Genomic DNA, 14,729 nt, shown 5'->3' on the forward strand with positions numbered 1-14,729 from the left:
GAGATGCCCCCTTATCCTTCTTCTATTTCAATTTCAATGTCGGAATGTACTTCGGCAGCACCCCGCTTAATGGCTTCTGTCACAGACTGGCAAACCTCCGCTTCAATTGCGGTATAGGTATACGTGAAAACCTCCAGGCCGTCCTTTTGATAGAGGCGGATCGGATCTTCCTGGCTGTAGCCGCGAAGTCCGATTCCTTCCTTTAATCGGGTCATGGCTTCAAGATGCTGGATCCATTGCTGGTCAATGGCATTCAGTAAGACCCCTTTGAAAGCAAGGAATGACGAAGGCTCTTGATTGTGAATCTCTTCTATGATCTTCACAGTTTCATCCATTGCCGGTTTGAGGATATCGATGAATTCATCGGTTTCTTCCGCTTCCTGAAGGCCGGCAATTTCAGTCAAGGCAACTTCCTGAAGCTTCTCGGCAATTTCATCCAGTCTGCCTGGCTCATTCGTCAGGCTCTCCAAATAATGCGCAGAAAGATGGGTGAACATGTCTTTGATAAAATCAAATGGGTCTTCTGCATCGAGAACCCGGTTTCGCAAACTATAGATGACATTTCTTTGCTCATTGACAACATCATCAAGCTTTAATGTGTATTCGCGTGTAGAGAAGTTACTGCCTTCACAAATGTTTTGAACACGGTCCACAAACTCATGAACATTCTTATTTTGGACGACGCCGTCTTCATTTGGCTTCAATCCCTTTTGGAATTTTTCAAGAAGGTCTGGTGCGAAGCGCTGAATCACTTCGTCCTCTATGGAAATGAAGAATTGGCTGGATCCTGGATCACCCTGGCGGCCGGCACGACCTTTAAGCTGGTTGTCCACACGGCGGCTTTCATGGCGCTCTGTTCCCACAACGTGAAGTCCGCCAAGCTCGGCTACTCCTTCGCCAAGCAGAATGTCGGTACCGCGCCCTGCCATATTGGTCGCAATCGTAATTTGATTTTTTTGTCCGGCAACTGAAATAAGCTGAGCTTCTCTTTCAGCGCTTTTTGCATTCAGCAGCTGGTAGGAAAGGCCGGCTTTGTCCAGGTATTCTGCCACTGTTTCCGATTGTTCAATGGAGGTGGTTCCAATTAAAATCGGCTGGCCCGTTTGATGGCGCTTCACAACTTCAGCGGTGAGCGCTTTATATTTTTGGGATGCTTTTTCAAACACAATGTCCTCCATATCCACACGGATCCTTGGACGGTTCGTCGGGATTTGGATGACATTAATGCCGTAGACCTTTTGGAATTCTTTTTCTTCCGTTTTAGCCGTGCCGGTCATACCCGAAAGCATTGGATACATGCGGAAGTAGTTTTGGATGGTCACCGTTGCCTGTGTCCTGTTTTCATCGGTCATTTCTAGGCCTTCTTTTGCCTCAATGGCCTGGTGAAGCCCATCGCTTAAGCTTCGTCCTTCCAGGATGCGGCCGGTAAACGCATCAATCAGTTCAATTTTCCCTTCACGGATGATGTAATCCACGTCACGGCGGAAAATCACTTGCGCACGGAGCGACTGAATCAAATAGTGGTAAAGCGACTGATGGGTCAAATCATATAGATTGTCGATACTGAAGGCCTTTTCAATTTTCGTAATGCCTTCATCGGTAAAATTTACGGCTTTCGTTTCGACATCAAATGTATAGTCCTTGTCCTGGATAAAACCCTTGATGATTTGGGAGCATATAAAGAAAAGCTGTGAATTAAGCTCTGTTTTCGCTGCAATAATAAGCGGCGTTTTGGCTTCATCAATTAGCACACTGTCAATTTCATCAATGATGGCAAAATGATAAGGCCTCTGAACACGCTGGGAAGGGTCGTACACCATGTGGTCACGCAGATAGTCAAAGCCGAATTCCGTGCCGATTCCGTAGGTAACATCCGCTTGGTAAGCAGCTTGTTTTTCTTCAGGAGACATGTCAGCAAGGTTAAGTCCGACTGTCAGGCCAAGAAACTCAAGGATTTGGCCGGTGATTTCTTTGTCACGCTTTGCAAGGTATTCATTCACCGTGATAACGTGAACGCCTTTTCCTTCGAGTGCACGCAGATAGCTCGGGAGGGAAGCAACAAGGGTTTTTCCTTCTCCAGTGGGCATCTCTGAAATATTACCTTCTAATAAACAAAGTCCGCCGATCAGCTGGACATCATAATGGCGCATGCCAAGTACACGCTTTGCTGCTTCGCGAACCAGCGCAAACGCTCTTGTTTTGATCTCATCAATTGTTGCGCCATTTTTAAGTTCCTCTTTTAAAAGGAAGGTTTGCTGGTGAAGCTCGTTATCTTTCAATCCTGAATACTCAGATTCTAGTGCATTGATTTCATCTACGGCTTTTTGATATTTTTTCAATGTCCGCTCCTGGGGGGTGCCAAGAGATTTCTTAATATAGGTAATCATTCCTGAATTCTCCTTTATTGCTAATAGAAATATTATACCATAGTTGAGAGATGTCGAGAAAAGTAGAATTATTTGGAAATAAAAACTAAATTGTAAAAGACTGCTATACATGAAAGTCGAATTATATGGTATAGTAATTGGAAGTATCTTTTTCTGAAATGGTTAGATGTATGATGCAAGAAACGTCAGAGGTGTCTTGGAATGGAAAGAGAAGAATTGAAAAAAGTCACCATACTTGGTGTACCTTTTATCAATATAAATCGTAAAGACTTTGTTGCTTTATTGAAAAAAAGAATAGAGACAGAGCAGAAAACCTTTGTCATTACGGCAAATCCTGAAATTGTCATGAAAGCAAAAGAGGATTCGCATTATATGGATATTATCCATCAGGCTACCTATGTAACGGCTGACGGCATCGGGGTTGTAAAGGCTGCCCAGCTGCTGAATGAACCGCTTCCTGAGAGAGTGGCCGGATTTGATACGATGATGGATCTGTTGGAGATCGCCAATCAAGAGCGTTTCCGCCTTTATTTGCTTGGTGCATCACAATCTGTGTTAGAACGAGTCATGGCTAGGCTTGTTGCTGAATATCATAATGTAGAGATTATGGGTGCGCATAATGGTTTTTTTGATTGGGAAGATGATAGCATTGCCCGTGAAATCCGCGAGCTTGAGCCTGACCTAGTGCTTGTGGCGCTTGGAGTGCCAAAGCAGGAGCAATGGATTGCCCGCCATTATGATTCCTTCAAAAAAGGGATCTTTATGGGACTTGGAGGCAGCTTTGATATCCTGGCTGGCGAGGTTCAGCGTGCACCTGAAGCATGGCAGCGAATGAATGTGGAATGGCTTTACCGTCTTGTCAATCAGCCTTCACGGTGGAGAAGGATGCTTGCTTTGCCTCAATTTGCCTGGAAGGTTTTAATTCAAAGGTTAAAAGGGTAGTAATAGCTAGCTGGCTGGCTGTGAGGCTTGGATGGGTGATGCCGTCTAACCAAATAGACCGACCCGCAGAAAAAATGTATTCCATTGGAATATATTATGATATAATGCCTATGAGTGCAAAATGTGACTAGAATTGTAGATTCATATACGTATGTTTACGTTTAAAAATAATGGATGATTTAATTCATCGAAGTCATGCAGGAAATTCCTGTTTGTTCGTCTGCCATTATGGGCACGATATCCTTAAGGAGGATTTGCATGTTGTACTTCACGTTGTTTATATGTTTAATCAGTTCAATTATACTGACTCCTTTCGTTAAAAAGCTTGCCTTTAAGATTGGTGCAACAGACAAGCCAAACCAACGAAAAGTTCATCAAACTATCATGCCGCGCATGGGCGGCTTTGCCATATTCTTAAGTTTTATTATCGGTTTTCTTATTTTGCGCCCTGAGGGTGATCATGCACAACCACTTCCAATCATTCTTGGAAGCCTTATTATTGTGGGTCTTGGAATTCTGGATGATATCATCGAGCTTTCGGCGAAAATTAAATTTGTAGGCCAGCTCGCAGCTGCCCTGATTGTCGTCTTTTGGGGCGGAGCAGAGGCACAGTTTATCAACCTTCCGTTCGGCGGCCAGATCCAGTTCGGCTATCTCAGTATTCCATTAACGGTCTTCTGGATTGTCGGTGTTACGAATGCCATTAACTTAATTGATGGCCTGGATGGACTTGCGGCAGGTGTCTCCTCGATTGCTTTGATTACCATCAGTGCGATGGCCCTGATTATGGGAAATGTTTTCGCAGCTACGATGGGTGCAATTGTGCTTATGAGTACGCTCGGATTTTTGATTTACAACTTCCATCCTGCGAAAATTTTCATGGGAGATGCAGGGTCGCTTTTCCTTGGATTCATGATTGCGGTCCTGTCGCTGTTAGGATTCAAAAACATTACGGTGATTTCTCTGATCATCCCGGTTATCATTTTGGGAGTGCCGCTTTCGGATACATTTTTCGCGATTATCCGCAGGGTGTCAAACAATCAGCCAATTTATGCGCCGGATAAATCCCATCTCCATCATTGCCTGCTTCGCATCGGGTTTTCCCACCGGCAAACGGTTTTGCTGATTTATGCAATCGCAGCAATGTTTGGTCTTGCAGCTATCATTTTCTCCATGTCTACTATGTGGGGTTCTATCATCCTGATCGCTGTCTTGCTGATTGCCCTGGAAATTTTCGTCGAGAGCATCGACCTTGTCGGGAAAAATTACAAGCCGCTTTTGAAATTTGTCCGCTCCAAACGCTGATTCGGACAGGGACGAGTCTATTATGTCCGGCAATTTTAAAAGCATTCAAAAAAAGAAATCGGCATTTGCTCCGATTTCTTTTTTTATATTTCTTTTTCGAGATACAGGGTCTCGCCTTCCATGATCTCTGCTTGTCCATTGGTAAGCTCTGTCATCCATTCGGTATAGGCCGTTTTTTGATTCTCTTCTACATAGACCTCAAATTCCACCTGATCGGCATAATGAATTTCCTTTATTTCATAGATAGAAGAACGCAATTCATTTTCCACTTTTCCAATCCATGTGTAATCCATTTTGGCATGCATGACGCACATTAAGGTACGCTCAACAATGCCAATTGCATTCAAGCCTTCAGACACTGATTTTCCATAGGCACGAATTAATCCGCCGCCGCCAAGCTTGATGCCGCCAAAGTAGCGGGTGACAACCACTGCTGTATCCTTCAAGTCCCGCTTTTTTAGCACCTCCAGCATAGGAATGCCTGCTGTACCTGTTGGTTCTCCGTCATCATTTGCTTTTTGAATCTGATTCTGCTGGCCGATCATATAGGCTGAACAATTATGATTGGCCTCGCGATGCTTCTTTTTGATTTCCTGAATGAAGCTTTGCGCCTCATCCTCTGTTACAGCTCTTTGAACATGTGCAATAAAGCGGGATTTTTGAATAATAATTTCGTGCTCTCCATAGCCCTTGACTGTTAAATACTTATTTAGCAAAACATCGCCCTCCGATCTGAATTATACAGTAATCCCGCCTTTAAATATGATAAAATGAGAAGAAAGAGATACTTTATGGAATGTCTTTCTCTAAGAAGGCCGTTTTCTGTCTAGTACCATCATACAAATTTGTTCGTAAAAATGAAAGAAGAATGCGTTTTTGATTGTTATATCAATAAAACAACAGTGAAATTTTTACGGTACTGTAAAAAAAGAACGGCACGGCCATTAGTAATGGTATACAACATAGAAATAAAGTTCGAATAGGTACTTTCGACTTGTTAATAGTGCTTTCCTACCAAAAATATTAGGGATATTTACCTAATTTTATTTTAAATTTAAAATCCAAATAGTTTAATTTAACAATTCGCGGTAAAATAACTCTATCTCGAAGGGGATACCTTGGGGGAATCAGTATGTCAATTAAAAAGATTGATACGAAATCACTGGATGATATCTTAGGGAAAATGGTGGAGACCGTTGGCCGAAGCAAGGATGAAATCTTCCAAATTGGAGAAGAATGCCGGCAGGACTATGAATCTCTATCCAATGAACTAAAAGAAATTAAATTAATGGTATCCAATGTGGTGGATGAAAACGACCAGCTCGAATTGAAATCGCGGTTTGCGAGAAGGCGGCTGTCGGAAGTAAGCCAGCATTTCCGGGAGTTTTCTGAAGAACAGGTAAGGGATGCTTATGAAGCAGCTCATGACTTGCAAATGAAGCTTTCCGTCAATCGGCAGCTGGAGAATCAGCTCAGAACACGGCGGGACGAGCTGCAGCGCAGGCTGTTCTCTCTCGAGGAAGCGATGGAGCGAGCTGATCATTTAGCATCACAGACTACCGTTGTCCTGAATTACCTTACCAGTGACTTAAAGGATATCGGAAATGCGATTGCGGATGCAAAGCAGAAGCAGGAATTCGGGCTTCGCGTCATTGAAGCACAGGAAGAAGAAAGAAAGCGCCTGTCAAGGGAAATCCATGACGGACCTGCCCAAATGCTTGCCAACTTGCTTTTGCGGTCTGATCTAATTGAAAAGGTATATGCAGAAAAAGGGACGGACGAAGCATTTAAAGAAATTAAAAATATGAAAAAAATGGCGAGATCCTCTTTGTCAGAGGTGCGGAGAATCATATATGATCTTCGGCCGATGGCATTAGATGATTTAGGTTTGCTGCCGACCCTCAAAAAATACCTGGCGACGATCGAAGAGTATAATATGGGGACTAGTATCCATTTCACTAACATTGGGGACGATCTTAGGTTGCCGCCCAATTATGAAGTGGCTCTTTTCAGGCTCGTACAGGAGTCCGTTCAAAATGCTTTAAAGCATGCGCAGGCATCTGAAATAAATGTGAAAATCGAAGTGAAAAAAGACTTCGTGGTTGTTGTCGTTAAGGATAACGGAGTAGGATTTGATGTCAGCACGAAAAAAGAAGGCTCTTTTGGTATAGTGGGCATGAAAGAAAGAGTGGAAATACTAGATGGCACCGTAACTATTAATTCAAAAAAAGGCATGGGCACTGTCGTCATTGTCCAGGTACCTTTATTAGTGAGAAGATAGATCAGGGAGGCGGAGAAAATGACAACGAATATCGCGATTATCGATGATCACCAATTATTTCGCGAAGGGGTAAAAAGGATACTGGAATTTGAAAGAACATTTGAAGTGGTGGCAGAAGGCGAAGATGGCAACTGCGCAACAGACATTGTAGAGAAGTTTAATCCGGATGTGGTCTTGATGGACATCAATATGCCGAATAAAAACGGCATTGAAGCAACCCGTCAATTGATTGAAACCTACCCAGGTACAAAGGTCATTATCCTTTCTATACACGATGATGAAAACTATGTAACACACGCGTTAAAAACGGGTGCAACAGGCTATTTGTTAAAGGAAATGGATTCCGATGCCCTGATTGAAGCCGTTAAAGTGGTAGCGGACGGCGGATCGTATCTGCATCCGAAAGTCACCCGCAACCTGGTAGAGGAATTCAGACGCCTGGCGAACAAACAAAACACAGGTCTTGGATATCAGCAGCCTGAAGTGGTAAGGCCGCTGCATTTGTTGACGCCTCGTGAATGTGAAGTGCTTCAATTGCTTGCCGATGGAAAAAGCAATCGGGTAATCGGGGAAACTTTATACATAAGCGAAAAAACGGTTAAAAACCATGTGAGTAATATTCTCCAAAAGATGAATGCGAATGACCGCACTCAAGCCGTTGTGGCTGCCATTAAAAATGGCTGGGTGGAAGTACGCTGATTGATGGACGTAAGCTGCTTACAACAAAAAGGACAAGCTGTCTCGAAAGTATTTGATATAAATGCTTTTTGAGGCGGCTTTTTTTGTACGGGCTGTTAATTGTCCTTATGAAATAGAGCAGTATGCACTGCTTGACGTTGCAGTGCTCACTTTAAGAAAGTAAACAATCCTGTTAACCATGGTCAAAATCGGTTATAATAAAATAATAAAAGGTAAAGGGGTGATGACTTGAAAAAGACATTGAACCAGTTGTTTGAAGAACAAAAGAGTGTGCATGTGCTATATGCCTATAATGGAATGAAGAGCTATGTCGAGCAGGCTGTGAAGTATATTAAAAACAGTGTTACTGTAGGGGATTACGTTATTTTTATTGAAAATGAACGTATTTTTCCGATGATCCACAATAAGCTGAAGGCGCTGTTAACGAAAGAGCAAATGGAACTCGTGCACTATGTTAACAACTTCGACTTTTATTTTTCAAGTGGCAGCTATCATCCGCCTGCAATCACTGAGTACTTTAATAAAATGGTGCAGCCGTACGTGGAAAATAAAATCTCTTTCCGGTCATGGGCTCATGTGCAGTGGGCGACTATGGAAGAGCCGCTGCATTTAATAAGAGATTTTGAAAATATAGTAGATCATGCAGTGAATTCTTTGGCGTTCCCATTAATTTGTGCGTACGAAAGAGAGAAAATGCCTGACCATCTGAAAACGATTTTGATGGAAACCCATCCCTATGTACTCATTGAAGATGATTTTATCATGTCTGAACAATACAAGCCTTTGCTTGATTTGAAATAATAGAGGGGCTAGTAAAAGAAAGTCCTTTTCTCCCTTTTGTTGATTTTAAATTATGATTGGGTATAGCTCAGATATACATAACGCTGTTAGTTCTGTAAGTTGATTTCCGCTGCAGGCACTCGCTTTCCGCGGGGCGTGCGGGAAGCCTCCTCGTCGCAAGCTCCTGCGGGGACTTCCCTGACACGCTGATCCCGCAGGAGTCTCGTGTCTTTTGCTGCAATCAACGTTGAGTTCAAATTTATCATTGGGTATAGCTCAGAAATGCGTAGCGTTTTTAGTCCTGCAAGTTGATTTCCGCTGCAGGCACTCGCTTTCCGCGGGGCGTGCGGGAAGCCTCCTCGTCGCAAGCTCCTGCGGGGTCTTCCCTAACACGCTGATCCCGCAGGAGTCTCGTGTCTTTTGCTGCAATCAACGTTGAGTTCAAATTTATCATTGGGTATAGCTCAGAAATGCGTAGCGTTTTTAGTCCTGCAAGTTGATTTCCGCTGCAGGCACTCGCTTTCCGCGGGGCGTGCGGGAAGCCTCCTCGTCGCAAGCTCCTGCGGGGTCTTCCCTAACACGCTGATCCCGCAGGAGTCTCGTGCCTTCCGCTGCAATCAACGTTGAGTTCAAATTCATCATTGGGTATAGCTCAGAAATGCGTAGTGCTTTTAGTCCTGCAAGTTGATTTCCGCTGCAGGTGCTCACTTTCCGCGGGCGGTTGGGAGCTTACTCGCTACAAACTCCTGCAGTCCCTCCCAAAACTTGATTATCCTGCAGGAGTCTCTCGCCATCCACCACAATGAGTATTGAGTCTAAAGCACCAGCCTTCACTCAAAAGGAAGAATTCACAGGCAAAATGCCTTAGCCCTCAGTTCCTTTTGCATCATTTTCAAAAACTGAGCCTATGAAGTACGCGGCATGTTACAATAGAATAGAGAGAAGCAAAAGGGCAGCATATCCATATGTTTTGCTCTTTTTTTATAACCAATTGATGTTAAGCGCTGTAACAGGAATAAATGTGTTAGGGGGAGAAGGAGTATGGGAGTTGGAAGCAGAAAGATAATGACAGCAGCCGTTATTGCTGGAAGCATCATGCTCGCAGCCTGCAGCAGTCAGGGAAGCAGTACTTCAAGTCAAGCTGCTGATTCGAAGGCAGTACAGTCGGCGGGCAATGCCCAAAAGGAAAAAACGGTTGAACAGGCCCTGCCGCCAATAAAAGAAGCAACAGGCGTGCCGGAAAAAGATAAACAAGCGATTATGAAAGTTTTGAACCAATACATTACTTCTTTCAACCATGAGGATATTAACGCATATATCCGTACGCTGTCCCCTCATTCGACTTCTTTTAAGATTGACGATGAAAAGCAGTTCATGCAAAAAACGTTCAAAAAAATGAGCATGGACATGACCCCGAAACAAATGATGATCATTGACTACAAGGGCAATACGGCCAATGTCTTTACCGATATGGATACAACGGTGGTGGAACGAAGCTCCGGTGACAAGATGGATCGCAGCAGCAGACAAATCATTACGCTAAATAAAGAGTCGGATGGCTGGAAAATCAGCAAGCTGTTTGCCATGGAAAACCAGCAATAAAAGGAAGCAGCCGCAATAGGGCGCTTTCGCTTTTCTATTCCACTTTTCAAAAATATAGCATTTTGATACACACAAGTTGAAGTAGATTGTAAAGGATGATGAGATGAAAACGGTGATTGTAACAGACAGTACCGCGTATATCCCTAAGGAAGTGCGTGAACGATACCATATAGAAATGATTCCGCTCAGCGTGGTGTTAAACGGTGAGACTTATGAGGAAGAAGTGGATCTAACGGCTGAGCAGTTTTATGAGGAAATGAAGCTCGGTCACAAGCTGCCGACCTCATCCCAGCCTTCTGTCGGGCGATTCGTGCAGCTTTTTGAACGTCTCGGAAAAGAATACGATGCGGTTATCAGCATCCATCTTTCCAGCGGCATCAGCGGAACCTACCAGGGAGCGGTGTCGGCAGGGAAAATGGTGGACAGCATTAAGGTGTTTGCCTACGATTCTGAAATCAGCTGCATGGCCCAGGGCTTTTATGCGATTGATGCGGCTAAAATGGCTGCGGAAGGAAAGGAGCCGGAAGAAATTTTTGCCCGCCTTGATGAATTGAAAGCCTCGACACGGGCTTATTTTATGGTGGATGACCTCTCGAATCTTCAGCGCGGCGGCCGCCTGAGCAGTGCACAGGCCATGATTGGCAGCCTTTTGAATATCAAACCGCTGCTTCATTTTGTGGACAAAGTCATTGTTCCCTTTGAAAAAATCCGTACCCGCAAAAAAGCACTTAACCGCATTTTCGACCTGCTGGGGGAGGACGCGGATAAAGGGATTCCATTAAAAGCCTCCATTATCCATGCAAACCGTGAGGAAGAGGCGAAGGAATTTCAAAAAGAGCTTTCTCAAAAATACCCGAATGTCGATTTTTCGATTAGCTATTTCGGTCCGGTGATTGCCACTCACCTTGGAGAAGGAGCCATAGGCATGACCTGGATGTTAAAATAATCATCCTCACCCGGGCCTGTCCCATCAGGCCCTCTCTAAAAACCCCATAAAGGAGTGTTCCCCAATGAATTCATTTTCTCCTGAATTGCAGCACCACCTCTCCGGCCGCTTCCTGCTCCAAAGCGAAATCCCTTTTTCCGAAAAAGAACTCGATCAGCATATCGCACAGGGCTTTGTCAGCGAAAAACCAGGCATTCTTCCCTTTAAAAAGAGTTGGAAATGCTCGCGTTGCAGTAATACAAACCCGCAGCTGTTCGCAGCATTTCCATGTGCCCGTTGCGGCGGCAAGCTGTGCACCTATTGCCGAAACTGCATCATGATGGGACGCGTTTCTTCCTGTACACCGCTTTTCACCTGGACAGGACCGGAGCCTGCCATCTCCTGCGGCCTTCATCCGCTGCAGTGGGAAGGGGCTCTATCAGATGGACAGCTCCATGCATCCAGCCAGGTGATTCAGGCCATTCGCACCAAAACCACCCTTTTGGTCTGGGCGGTCTGTGGTGCCGGTAAAACAGAGGTTCTGTTTGCTGGTATCAACAAGGCCTTAGAAAAAGGCCTCCGTGTCTGCATTGCAACCCCAAGGACCGATGTGGTGCTCGAGCTTGCCCCGCGTTTTCGAAAAGTGTTTCCCGGTGTCCCGGTTGCCGCTCTTTACGGTGGAAGCGAGGACCGACATCATTTTGCCCCGCTGACCATTGCCACGACTCATCAGCTTTACCGGTTTGAGGACGCCTTTGATCTAGTGATCGTGGATGAAGTCGATGCTTTCCCTTTTACGATGGACCAAACTCTTCAGGCTGCCGTTGAAAAAGCGGCCAAACCCCATTCAGCGCGTTGTTTTCTGACAGCGACCCCGAACAGGAAATGGCAGCAGGAATGCCGATCGGGCAAGCTTTCCTTTGTTACCATCCCCGCCCGCTTCCACCGTTATCCCCTTCCTGTACCTGAATGTACCTGGTGCGGCAATTGGAAAAAACACTTCGAGAAGAAACGCCTTCCATCTGGTATCACAAAATGGGTGGAGATCAGGATTCAAGCCGGCAAGCAGGCGCTCATTTTTCTCCCCAATATCAAATTAATGCAAAAAGCCATGCCGATTTTTCAAGCAATCGGCGATGTGATAATGGATTCTGTTCACGCGGGGGATCCGGACCGCAAAGCCAAGGTCGAAAAAATGCGCAGCAAGGAAACGCAGATCCTTTTGACCACGACTATTCTCGAACGGGGCGTGACATTTCCGAATATAGATGTCGCTGTGGTAGGGGCAGAAGACCCGATTTTTACAGAAGCCGCCCTTGTCCAGATTGCCGGCAGGGTGGGGAGGAGTGCTGACTTTCCAGCAGGCGCGATTACTCTTTTTCATTACGGAAAGACCTCGGCCATGCTAAAATCCATTCGCCACATTACCAGCATGAATACAGAAGCAAAGAAAAGAGGGCTGATCCATGGCTGAGACCTGTCTGTATTGTGCTGCAACCCTGCCTGTGCACCAAAGCTGGACAACGCTGTTCTTTCAGTCCCCGCCCAAGTTCGTCTGCCAGGACTGCCAGGCAAAGCTTGTTCCGATAAAAGGAAAGCTGTGTATGAAATGCAGCCGCCCGTTAGATAAGCTTGCACCGGAATTTATTCATCACGACACCTGTTCAGACTGTATCCGCTGGGAAAAGGACAAGGAGTGGCAGGACATCCTCGAAAAAAATATCTCCTTGTACGAATATAATGACTTTGCGAGAGAGTTGATTGCCCGGTTCAAGTTCCGCGGTGATTACATCCTCGCCAGGCTGTTTGCCGCTGATATTCAAAAAGCGGTGAAAACCATCTCCTATGACCATGTGACTGCCATTCCTTTGAGTGAATCCAGGCTTTATGAGCGCGGCTTCAACCAGGCAGAGGCACTTGCCCGCGAAGCAGGCCTCAAGCCTCTCGATCTCCTCACCCGCCTCCACACCGAAAAGCAATCCAAGAAATCCCGCACAGACCGAATTCATCTTTCCAACGTGTTTCAAATCAAGAGAGACCTAGAAATCTCCGATAAAACCATCCTGCTCATTGATGACATTTACACAACTGGCTCCACCCTCCGCCATGCCGGAAAGCTTTTAAAGCAGGCAGGAGCCAGTAAAATTTTTTCTCTTACTCTTGCAAGAGGCTAGTTAAAAAGTCGCGGGACTTTCCGATATAAAAGATAGTGATAACTTTGGAGGAATGGGTATGCCAGAACTGGAAAATTGTCCGACCTGCGGAACGGTGTATATGAAAAATCCGGTCCGTGATGTCTGTGAAAATTGCTATAAAGAAGAAGAAAAGAAATACGACATTGTCAGCAAATTTTTACGCGTACGTACAAATCGCGCTTCTACCATCGAAAACCTTGTGAAAAGTACAGGAGTCGAGGAGGAGCTTATCTATAAATGGACACGGAAAGGGCGCTTGAAAGCTGCGCAGTTCCCCAATCTTGGGTATCCCTGTGACCTCTGCGGAACCATTATTACGCAGGGCAAGCTCTGCAGCAGCTGTTCAGGGGGGATTCTTCAGGACTTGAACCGTCTTGAAAAAGAAAAGGAGTCCAAGGAAGCAAGGAAAAAAGGAACCTATTATTCTTTTTAACTTCAAGGAGGCAGCAAAGATGAATCGTACGAAAAAAATCCTGATTTCGTCCTTTATGTCATTGGCTGTGGTTGTAAGTGCAGGCACTCCGTTTGTTTCAGCAAGCCATGCCAGCACAAAAAGCACAGCAAAAGAAGATGTTATTATCGTGTATAAAAACAAGACCGGCAAAGAAAAGGCATTAAAAACGGGAAGCCGCCTGGAGCACCAATACCAAGCGCTCCCGGCTGTCGCCATGACGGCTACTGCAGCCAATGTCCAAGCATTAAAAAAGGACCCGAATATCGCCTATGTTGAAAAAAATGTGCATTTTAAGATCCAAAATACAAAAGCTGTTCCAGTAACAGCAGCCGTTGCCAAGGAAGAATCCCAATGGGGCTTCCAGGATGTAAAGGCAGTAGATGCATGGAAAGCCGGTTATACCGGAAAAGGCATTAAAGTAGCCGTGCTTGATACAGGTATTGCCCCGCACAGTGACTTAAAAGTAGCGGGCGGTACCTCAACCGTCAGTTATACGACTTCCTACACGGATGATAATGGTCATGGCACGCATGTCGCCGGCATTATTGCCGCCCAGCAAAATGGAGTGGGCACTGTAGGGGTTGCGCCGGATGTTTCTCTTTATGCTGTCAAAGCATTGGACCAGGACGGAGAAGGAGATCTTCAGGATATTTTAAAAGGACTGGACTGGGCCATTCAAAATCACATGGATATGGTTAATATGAGTCTGGGCACACCAGATGACAGCCAGGCATTTCATGATATGGTGGACAAAGCCTATCAATCTGGCACTCTCGTCATTTGTGCGGCAGGAAATGACGGCAATGCCGACGGAACAGGTGATAACGTCAACTATCCAGCCGATTATTCCAGTGCGATTGCGGTTGGAGCAGTCGATTCTAATCTGAAAAGAGCCTACTTTTCATCGACAGGCAATAAAGTGGAATTTACAGCACCTGGTGTGAATATTGTCAGCACGTATTTACATAACGGTTATGAAATGATGAGCGGGACATCCATGGCAACACCATACGTAACAGGACTCTTTGCATTATTAAAACAAGAATATCCAACTCTTTCTGATTCAGAGCTTCGCACCAAGATGGATGCTTCTGTAAAAGATCTTGGGGCTCCAGGCAGAGATCCGTTGTATGGATTCGGCTTTGCGGAATTCTCACAA

Annotated in this window: 15 protein-coding genes and 1 pseudogene; 11 read left to right on the plus strand and 5 right to left on the minus strand. The window is 45.1% G+C overall.

What is annotated here, in order from left to right:
• Window positions 1-11: 11 nt before the first annotated feature.
• Window positions 12-2,387, minus strand: coding sequence for an accessory Sec system translocase SecA2 (gene secA2 / locus A5N88_RS20355; RefSeq protein ID WP_066269424.1), 2,376 nt, complete (start codon window positions 2,385-2,387; stop codon window positions 12-14).
• 201 nt (window positions 2,388-2,588) lie between these two features.
• Between secA2 and A5N88_RS20360 the strand changes: the two genes are divergently transcribed.
• Window positions 2,589-3,329: a WecB/TagA/CpsF family glycosyltransferase gene (locus tag A5N88_RS20360; protein ID WP_066269426.1), complete on the plus strand. Its 741-nt coding sequence runs from the start codon at window positions 2,589-2,591 to the stop codon at window positions 3,327-3,329.
• Between the two features lie 258 nt (window positions 3,330-3,587).
• A complete protein-coding gene (locus tag A5N88_RS20365) occupies window positions 3,588-4,634 on the plus strand; it encodes a glycosyltransferase family 4 protein (RefSeq protein ID WP_066269428.1) in 1,047 nt (348 codons plus the stop codon).
• Between the two features lie 83 nt (window positions 4,635-4,717).
• Here A5N88_RS20365 and A5N88_RS20370 read toward each other — a convergent pair whose 3' ends face one another.
• On the minus strand, window positions 4,718-5,350 hold the full coding sequence (locus tag A5N88_RS20370) for a YigZ family protein (RefSeq protein ID WP_066269430.1): 633 nt from the start codon (window positions 5,348-5,350) through the stop codon (window positions 4,718-4,720).
• Window positions 5,351-5,766: 416 nt separating this feature from the next.
• Between A5N88_RS20370 and A5N88_RS20375 the strand changes: the two genes are divergently transcribed.
• The 3 genes from A5N88_RS20375 (at window position 5,767) to A5N88_RS20385 (ending at window position 8,415) form a co-directional block, all read left to right on the plus strand.
• Window positions 5,767-6,915 carry a sensor histidine kinase gene (locus A5N88_RS20375; RefSeq protein ID WP_066269434.1) on the plus strand — a complete coding sequence of 383 codons (1,149 nt, stop codon included), beginning with the start codon at window positions 5,767-5,769 and terminating at the stop codon, window positions 6,913-6,915.
• Between the two features lie 18 nt (window positions 6,916-6,933).
• The gene (locus tag A5N88_RS20380; RefSeq protein ID WP_066269436.1) at window positions 6,934-7,614 is read left to right on the plus strand and encodes a response regulator; all 681 of its coding nucleotides are present in this window, start codon (window positions 6,934-6,936) and stop codon (window positions 7,612-7,614) included.
• Window positions 7,615-7,842: 228 nt separating this feature from the next.
• Window positions 7,843-8,415, plus strand: coding sequence for an MEDS domain-containing protein (locus A5N88_RS20385; RefSeq protein WP_066269438.1), 573 nt, complete (start codon window positions 7,843-7,845; stop codon window positions 8,413-8,415).
• An 86-nt stretch (window positions 8,416-8,501) separates the two neighbouring features.
• Here the strand turns inward: A5N88_RS20385 and A5N88_RS25160 are convergent, their stop codons facing one another.
• Genes A5N88_RS25160 through A5N88_RS20390 form a run of 3 tightly spaced genes read right to left on the minus strand, consistent with a single transcriptional unit; the run spans window position 8,502 to window position 9,036 of the window.
• A complete protein-coding gene (locus A5N88_RS25160; RefSeq protein ID WP_157090741.1) occupies window positions 8,502-8,660 on the minus strand; it encodes a hypothetical protein in 159 nt (52 codons plus the stop codon).
• A gap of 29 nt (window positions 8,661-8,689) precedes the next feature.
• Window positions 8,690-8,848 carry a hypothetical protein gene (locus tag A5N88_RS25165; protein ID WP_157090742.1) on the minus strand — a complete coding sequence of 53 codons (159 nt, stop codon included), beginning with the start codon at window positions 8,846-8,848 and terminating at the stop codon, window positions 8,690-8,692.
• Window positions 8,849-8,877: 29 nt separating this feature from the next.
• Window positions 8,878-9,036 carry a hypothetical protein gene (locus tag A5N88_RS20390; RefSeq protein WP_157090743.1) on the minus strand — a complete coding sequence of 53 codons (159 nt, stop codon included), beginning with the start codon at window positions 9,034-9,036 and terminating at the stop codon, window positions 8,878-8,880.
• 399 nt (window positions 9,037-9,435) lie between these two features.
• Here A5N88_RS20390 and A5N88_RS20395 point away from each other — a divergent pair, with 399 nt between their 5' ends.
• The 6 genes and pseudogenes from A5N88_RS20395 to A5N88_RS20420 all read left to right on the plus strand — a co-directional run.
• A complete protein-coding gene (locus A5N88_RS20395) occupies window positions 9,436-9,996 on the plus strand; it encodes a hypothetical protein (RefSeq protein ID WP_066269443.1) in 561 nt (186 codons plus the stop codon).
• Between the two features lie 103 nt (window positions 9,997-10,099).
• On the plus strand, window positions 10,100-10,942 hold the full coding sequence (locus A5N88_RS20400; protein ID WP_066269445.1) for a DegV family protein: 843 nt from the start codon (window positions 10,100-10,102) through the stop codon (window positions 10,940-10,942).
• Between the two features lie 64 nt (window positions 10,943-11,006).
• The gene (locus tag A5N88_RS20405) at window positions 11,007-12,395 is read left to right on the plus strand and encodes an ATP-dependent helicase ComFA (RefSeq protein WP_066269446.1); all 1,389 of its coding nucleotides are present in this window, start codon (window positions 11,007-11,009) and stop codon (window positions 12,393-12,395) included.
• The gene (locus A5N88_RS20410; RefSeq protein ID WP_066269447.1) at window positions 12,388-13,095 is read left to right on the plus strand and encodes a ComFC family protein; all 708 of its coding nucleotides are present in this window, start codon (window positions 12,388-12,390) and stop codon (window positions 13,093-13,095) included. The genes A5N88_RS20405 and A5N88_RS20410 overlap by 8 nt, the downstream gene beginning before the upstream one ends.
• Before the next feature lie 58 nt (window positions 13,096-13,153).
• Window positions 13,154-13,549 (plus strand): TIGR03826 family flagellar region protein, encoded by a 396-nt coding sequence (locus A5N88_RS20415; RefSeq protein WP_066269449.1) that lies wholly within the window; start codon window positions 13,154-13,156, stop codon window positions 13,547-13,549.
• Between the two features lie 19 nt (window positions 13,550-13,568).
• Window positions 13,569-14,699 (plus strand): annotated as a pseudogene (locus A5N88_RS20420) (S8 family serine peptidase); the annotation flags it as partial.
• Between the last annotated feature and the right edge of the window lie 30 nt (window positions 14,700-14,729).

This window comes from Heyndrickxia acidicola (assembly GCF_001636425.1).
In the GTDB taxonomy this organism is placed as follows: Bacteria; Bacillota; Bacilli; order Bacillales; family Bacillaceae_C; genus Bacillus_AE; species Bacillus_AE acidicola.